The following is a 5,771-nucleotide window of genomic DNA, read 5'->3' on the forward strand; positions in this document are numbered from 1 at the left end:
CGTTGAAATATATGTAGTGGAAATAGAGCCTGCGTTGAAATATATGTAGTGGAAATAGAGCCTGAAATAGTTGTGACGAACGTTCGCGAACAGCTCGGCGGTGGTAGCTGGCTGGGCCCTCTCCGCATGATCCTCGCCATAGACAAGTTCCTTGCGATAGGCGGCCTCGACACGCTGGTTGCGAAACTGCAGTCCCGGAAGTTTCAGCCCGGCAATCATCACCGAGATCGTCCCGAACAGACACCAGGCCAGGGCTGCGACAACCAATGGCTGCGGGATCGCGCCGACAATCGGCAACTCGCTGATGTGAGCCTGCAACTGGATCATGACCGGCAGGAATGCGATCAATGTCATGATCGACTGGACGAAGCTCGAGCCGAGATCCTCCATGATCTGCGAGAACCGCATCGTGTCTTCCTGGATACGCTGCGAGGCGCCCTCGATATGGCGTAGCCTGCCCCAGTTCTCGACGAAATAATTGTTCATCGCGGTGCGCCAGCGGAAGATCCAGTGGCTGACTATGAAGGCGTTGACCACCTGCACATTCATGCCGACGAGCGCGAGCCACGAAAAATCGGCCAGCCCGATGTAAAACTCACCGTTGGTCGACTTTCCAGTCCCCGACATCAGCCCCTGCACATAGTCGAAGAAGGGACCGTACCAGGCGTTGACCGCGACGCTGACCTGCACATTGAAATAGATGAAGAACAGGATGACCGCCGTCATCAGGATCGACCAGCGCTGCCAAGGATGCGGCGAATACCAGTTCCAGAACGCGTAGAAGACGAGCACGCAAAACGCGAAGTAGAGATAGAACCAGAGAAACGGCGGCGACAAAAGGATGGCGATGCCGATGATGGGGGGCGCGCCAGCCGCGGCCGGCGGCAGTCCGAAAACGGCGCCCAACTGCTCTCCGCCGAAAAACCAGAACAGGATCGCCGCAAGGCTCCAGATGGCTGCCGAAGAGAAAAAAAGCTTCGGCTGCGGGAAGAAGGATACGAACACTGTGGGGGATTCCTCGGTCGATGCGCAAATCAGCGGGGTTTAGCGGGCATAAAGTCACATATTAGGTGGAAAGCAAATGCCTACCCGATGCCCGGCAGCGAGCAACCCCACAATCATGGCGATTTTGGCGCAGCCGACCATGTGATGGCGCCGGAGACGACCAGCATCACTGCGGCGGCGATCGAGGCGAGGAAGAAATCGCCTGACATTTGCGCCAGCAACCCGGCGGCGATCGGGCCGACGATCTGGCCAAGGCCGAAGGACGCCGTCATCAGGGCAAAAATCCTCCGAGGCGCTTTTGGCGCCTGGTGCCGCGCGGCCTGCAGGCCAAGTGCCGTGATGGCAATGAAGGTGCCGCCGAGCAGCAGGCCGCCAAGCAGCGGCCCTGTGCGGCCGCCGATGGCCACGCTGGCGGTGACGCCCGCAACTTCGATGAAGCATGCCAGAGCATAGGCTGCGTAAAGCCCGATCCGGGCGGCGATCTTTTGCCAGAGCCATGTGGAGGGAAAACCGGCAAGGCCGGCGACCATCCACACCATCGCCTCGAAGACCCGGCTGCCGCCGCCTTGCCGGACGATGGCGACCAGGAACGTCGCCGTCACCACATAGCCAAAACCGAACAGGCCGTAGGCGACGATGATCTTCATCAGCGACCAGTCCTTCGGCAGCGCCGGCTCGCGCGTGGCGTCGCCATTGGCGAGAGGGCCTTCGTTCGCCAACAGCGCGACGACGACGAAACCGCAAGCCGAAATTGCCGCCGACCAGAGCCAGCCCGCCGCCCAGCCGGCATGTTCGGTGACAAGCGCGGCCATCATCACCGCGGACACCGCGATGCCGAGGCCAACGCCGCCAAAATGCCACGCCTGCAGGTCGCCGCGGCCGGCAGCGTTTATATGGCTGAAGACGATGCTGGCCATGAACACCATGACGAAGGCGCTGGTCAGGCCGGCCAGAAAGCGGATGACGAGAAAGGCGCCCATGGTGTCGGACAGTCCCATCGACGCAGCAAGGGCCGTGCTGGCGCCGAGACCCACCAGCATCAGCATGCGTTCACGTCCTTGCGCCCAACCGCCCGCCGCCGCCAGCGCGCCGACGAGGTAGCCAAGATAGTTGGCGGAGGCGATCCACCCGGCATCGGCCGGCGACAGATGGAGCTCCTCCATCATGCCAGGCAGGATCGGCGTATAGACAAAGCGGCCTATGCCCATGGCAACAGCCATGGCGATCATACCGGCGATGGCGAAACGCAGTGCTGTCGAGTTGGCTGTCATTGCAGTGCACAATAAGTGCGCGAGCCGGTGAAACAATCCACCTTTGGTTGGGCCAGCGCGGTCGCAATGCGCGGCGCTCGCCTCGACTTTTGCTTAAGCCGGAAAGCGAGGCGTCCGTTTAGCAGCGTCCACCGAAACCCGCATGCAATGAAGCAGTCTCGTGCACCGTGCGGAGCGCCGTCAGCCTGAACGGCACATCACCCAATTCGCGCTCCGACATGGTGTTGAGCACAGGATGCGAAAGCGGATCGGTCAGCCATCTCTGCGTCACGCTCTCCCGGCTTGGCTCTTGCGGAGCATGGGTCGAGAAAAAGATCTTCAGCGATGACAACATGCTCAGCATTTTTGGCTCCACGGGTCTGGCTCCCTCCGTAAAGTGTGCCGTTCCGATGTGTCTTTCAATTGAGATTTCAGCCGGATCGGTTTAGAAAAACTCAAATGGCCATGCTCAATCGCGTCCATCTCAACGGCCTTCGCGCCGTCGAAACCGTCGCCCGTCTCGGCTCGCTCGCGGCGGCCGCCGGAGAACTCAACGTTTCCGTCAGCGCCGTCAGCCAGCAGATCAGCCGTACCGAGAAGCAGCTCGGCCAGGCGCTGTTCGAGCGAACGGCGAGCGGCCTGGTGCTGACCGAGTTCGGCGCTGCCTTCGCGGCCCGCCTCGGTGCGGGGTTTCGCGAGCTTGCCCACGCCGTGGCGCTGGCCGACGAGGCGACGCAATGCACATTGGTGGTTTCGGTGGCGCCGGCCTTTGGCTCGAAGTGGCTGCTGCCGCGCCTGTCGCGTCACTTCGCCCGGCATCCCAACGTGCTGTTGCGCATCGACGCGTCGGTGCGGCTGGCCGATCTCGACCACTCCGATATCGATATTGCCATCCGGCTCGGCGACGGCAAATGGCCGGGCGGGAGGGCGGAACTGCTTTTGGCCCAGGAAGTCTTTCCGGTCTGCGCCCCGGCGATCGCCAGGAAGCTGAAATCGATCGAGGACCTTGCCCAGACCTGCGCCATCACCGACGAGCGGGCCATGATCAATTGGGAAAGCTGGTTCGAGGCAGCCGGTGTTCCGCCCGTCACGTTCCTGAAGGGCGCGCGCTTCACCGATCCGATGCTGTGCCTGGAATCGGCGATCGCCGGCCATGGCGTGATGCTCGGCTGGCAATTGCTCACCGCCGATGCGCTGGCCGACGGCCGACTCGTGGCGCCGTTCGGAATCCGCGCCCAGAGCGGTCTCGGCTATTGGCTGGTGACCTCCTCGGCCAAGGCCGAAAACCGCAAGGTCCGGGATTTCAAGGTCTGGATCAAAGAAGAGATCGAGGCGACGATGGCACAGTTCGGGTCGCCGAATGCGGCCACCGCACCCACCGGTGGGATCGCGGTGGAAAGCACCGTGCCACCGGTCTATGTAGAGTGAGACATCAAACTACGGCAGGCAGGATCATGACCACACATTCACGCGGCGTTTCCGCATCGATCGACCCGGTGAAGCTCGACAGGCTGGCGGAAGTCGCCATCAAGGTCGGGCTGCAGTTGCAACCCGGACAGGACCTGGTGCTGACGTCGTCGATAGCGGCGCTGCCGCTGACCAGGCGGATCGTCGAGCATGCCTACAAGGCCGGCGCCGGGCTGGTGACGCCGATCTTCAACGACGACGAGATGACGCTGGCGCGCTATCGCTTCGGCGCCGATGCCAGTTTCGACCGCGCCGCCGGCTGGCTTTATGAAGGCATGGCGAAGGCCTTCTCCAACAATGCGGCGCGGCTTGCCGTGCGCGGCGAGGATCCGTCGCTGTTGTCGGCGCAGGATCCGGCGAAAGTGGCGCGCGCCAACAAGGCGAATTCGATGGCCTATCAGCCGGCACTGGAGAAGATCACCGGCTTCGATATCAATTGGAACATCGTCGCCTACCCGGATCTCGCCTGGGCCAGGCAGGTCTTCCCAGATGATGCCGACGACGTTGCCGTGGCGAAGCTCGCAGACGCCATCTTCGCGGCGTCGCGGGTGGACGTCGAAGACCCGATCGGCAACTGGAAGGCGCACAATGCAGCACTTCGTGGCCGCACCGAATGGCTCAACGGCCACAATTTCCATGCGCTGCATTTCACCGGGCCGGGCACCGACCTGACCGTCGGGCTGGCGGACGGCCATGAATGGATGGGCGGCGCCTCGACCGCCAAGAACGGCATTACCTGCAACCCGAACATCCCGACCGAGGAAGTCTTCACTACGCCGCATGCCAGGCGTGTTGAGGGCCACGGGTCCTCGACCAAGCCGCTGTCCTACCAAGGCACGCTGATCGACGAGATCTCGGTGCGTTTCGAGGAGGGCCGGATCGTCGAGGCGAAGGCTTCGAAGGGCGAGGACGTGCTGAAGAAGGTGCTCGACACCGACGAGGGCGCGCGCCGTCTCGGCGAGGTGGCGCTGGTGCCGCATTCCTCGCCGATCGCGGCCAGCGGCCTGTTGTTCTTCAACACGTTGTTCGACGAGAACGCCGCCTGCCACATCGCGCTCGGCCAATGCTATTCGAAGTGTTTCGTCGACGGCGCCTCGCTCAGCCAGGACGAGATCGCCGCACGCGGCGGCAACAAGAGCTTCATCCACATCGACTGGATGATCGGCTCGGACAAGATCGACATAGATGGCGTCCACAAGGACGGCGCCCGTGTGCCGGTGATGCGCAAGGGCGAGTGGGCCTGACAGGCCCTTAAGGAGGGTCCGATGGCCTTCGACCTGGCGGTCAAGCGGATCTACGAGCCGCCGGCGCCCGACGATGGGCAACGGGTTCTGGTCGACCGGATCTGGCCACGCGGCGTCAGCAAGCAAGAGGCCGTGCTGGCGCTATGGCTGAGGGAGATCGCACCGAGCGACGGCTTGCGCGGATGGTTCGGCCATGCGCCAGAGCGCTGGGCGGAGTTTCAGAAGCGATATCGGGCTGAGCTGGACGGGAATGCAGAGGTGGTCAGGCAGTTGCGTGCGCTGCTCGACACGGGAAAGGTCACGCTACTCTATGGTGCGCATGACGAAGCGCACAACAATGCGGTGGCGCTGGCGGCGTATCTCAGAAAGTCGGATTGAAGGGCGCCTATTCCCTGCAACGGTGGCGATTGGCCGATCTCCCCACTTGCGGGGGAGATGCCTGAGACAAGTTCGATTTTGGAACAACCAACGGTTGGCGATCCTTCCCACCCCCCTCTGGCCTGCCGGCCATCTCCCCCGCAAGGGGGGAGATCGGCAGCTTCGCCGTCCTGCTGCTCCTACTTAAAACTCCCCACCGCCTGCTGATAAACATCCGGCTTGAACCCGACCAGAATCCTGTCGCCCAGGTCCAGCACCGGCCGCTTGATCATGGTTGGCTTGGCCAGCATCATCGCCTTGGCCTTCTTCTCGTCGAGGTTCTGCTTGTCTTTGTCGGCCAATTCGCGAAAGGTCGTGCTTGCCTTGTTGAGCAGGATTTCCCAGCCAACCTTGCCRACCCAGCCATCCAGCCGCTTCGCCTCCAGCC

Annotated in this window: 7 protein-coding genes; 3 read left to right on the forward strand and 4 right to left on the reverse strand. The window is 62.7% G+C overall.

All coding sequences use genetic code 11. The features are described 5' to 3' along the window. The 3 genes from sbmA to ACXJ7R_RS23345 all read right to left on the reverse strand — a co-directional run. On the reverse strand, positions 1 to 1,005 hold a 1,005-nt coding region (gene sbmA / locus ACXJ7R_RS23335), incomplete at its 3' end, for a peptide antibiotic transporter SbmA (RefSeq protein ID WP_457153902.1). Between the two features lie 113 nt (positions 1,006 to 1,118). Continuing rightward, positions 1,119 to 2,276 (reverse strand): YbfB/YjiJ family MFS transporter, encoded by a 1,158-nt coding sequence (locus ACXJ7R_RS23340; protein ID WP_457153903.1) that lies wholly within the window; start codon positions 2,274 to 2,276, stop codon positions 1,119 to 1,121. A gap of 118 nt (positions 2,277 to 2,394) precedes the next feature. Further along, positions 2,395 to 2,619 carry a hypothetical protein gene (locus tag ACXJ7R_RS23345; RefSeq protein WP_095091877.1) on the reverse strand — a complete coding sequence of 75 codons (225 nt, stop codon included), beginning with the start codon at positions 2,617 to 2,619 and terminating at the stop codon, positions 2,395 to 2,397. A 95-nt stretch (positions 2,620 to 2,714) separates the two neighbouring features. Here ACXJ7R_RS23345 and ACXJ7R_RS23350 point away from each other — a divergent pair, with 95 nt between their 5' ends. The 3 genes from ACXJ7R_RS23350 to ACXJ7R_RS23360 are packed head-to-tail and all read left to right on the forward strand — an operon-like array spanning position 2,715 to position 5,344. Next, positions 2,715 to 3,683, forward strand: a complete 969-nt coding sequence (locus ACXJ7R_RS23350; RefSeq protein ID WP_457153904.1) for a LysR substrate-binding domain-containing protein — start codon at positions 2,715 to 2,717, stop codon at positions 3,681 to 3,683. Between the two features lie 26 nt (positions 3,684 to 3,709). Continuing rightward, positions 3,710 to 4,966 (forward strand): aminopeptidase, encoded by a 1,257-nt coding sequence (locus tag ACXJ7R_RS23355; protein WP_457153905.1) that lies wholly within the window; start codon positions 3,710 to 3,712, stop codon positions 4,964 to 4,966. A 21-nt stretch (positions 4,967 to 4,987) separates the two neighbouring features. Continuing rightward, a complete protein-coding gene (locus ACXJ7R_RS23360; RefSeq protein WP_457153906.1) occupies positions 4,988 to 5,344 on the forward strand; it encodes a DUF488 domain-containing protein in 357 nt (118 codons plus the stop codon). Positions 5,345 to 5,523: 179 nt separating this feature from the next. Here the strand turns inward: ACXJ7R_RS23360 and ACXJ7R_RS23365 are convergent. Further along, the coding region (locus ACXJ7R_RS23365; protein WP_457153907.1) for an ArsC/Spx/MgsR family protein at positions 5,524 to 5,771 on the reverse strand (248 nt) is incomplete at its 5' end.

It is taken from the genome of Mesorhizobium sp. P5_C1 (genome assembly GCF_054049815.1).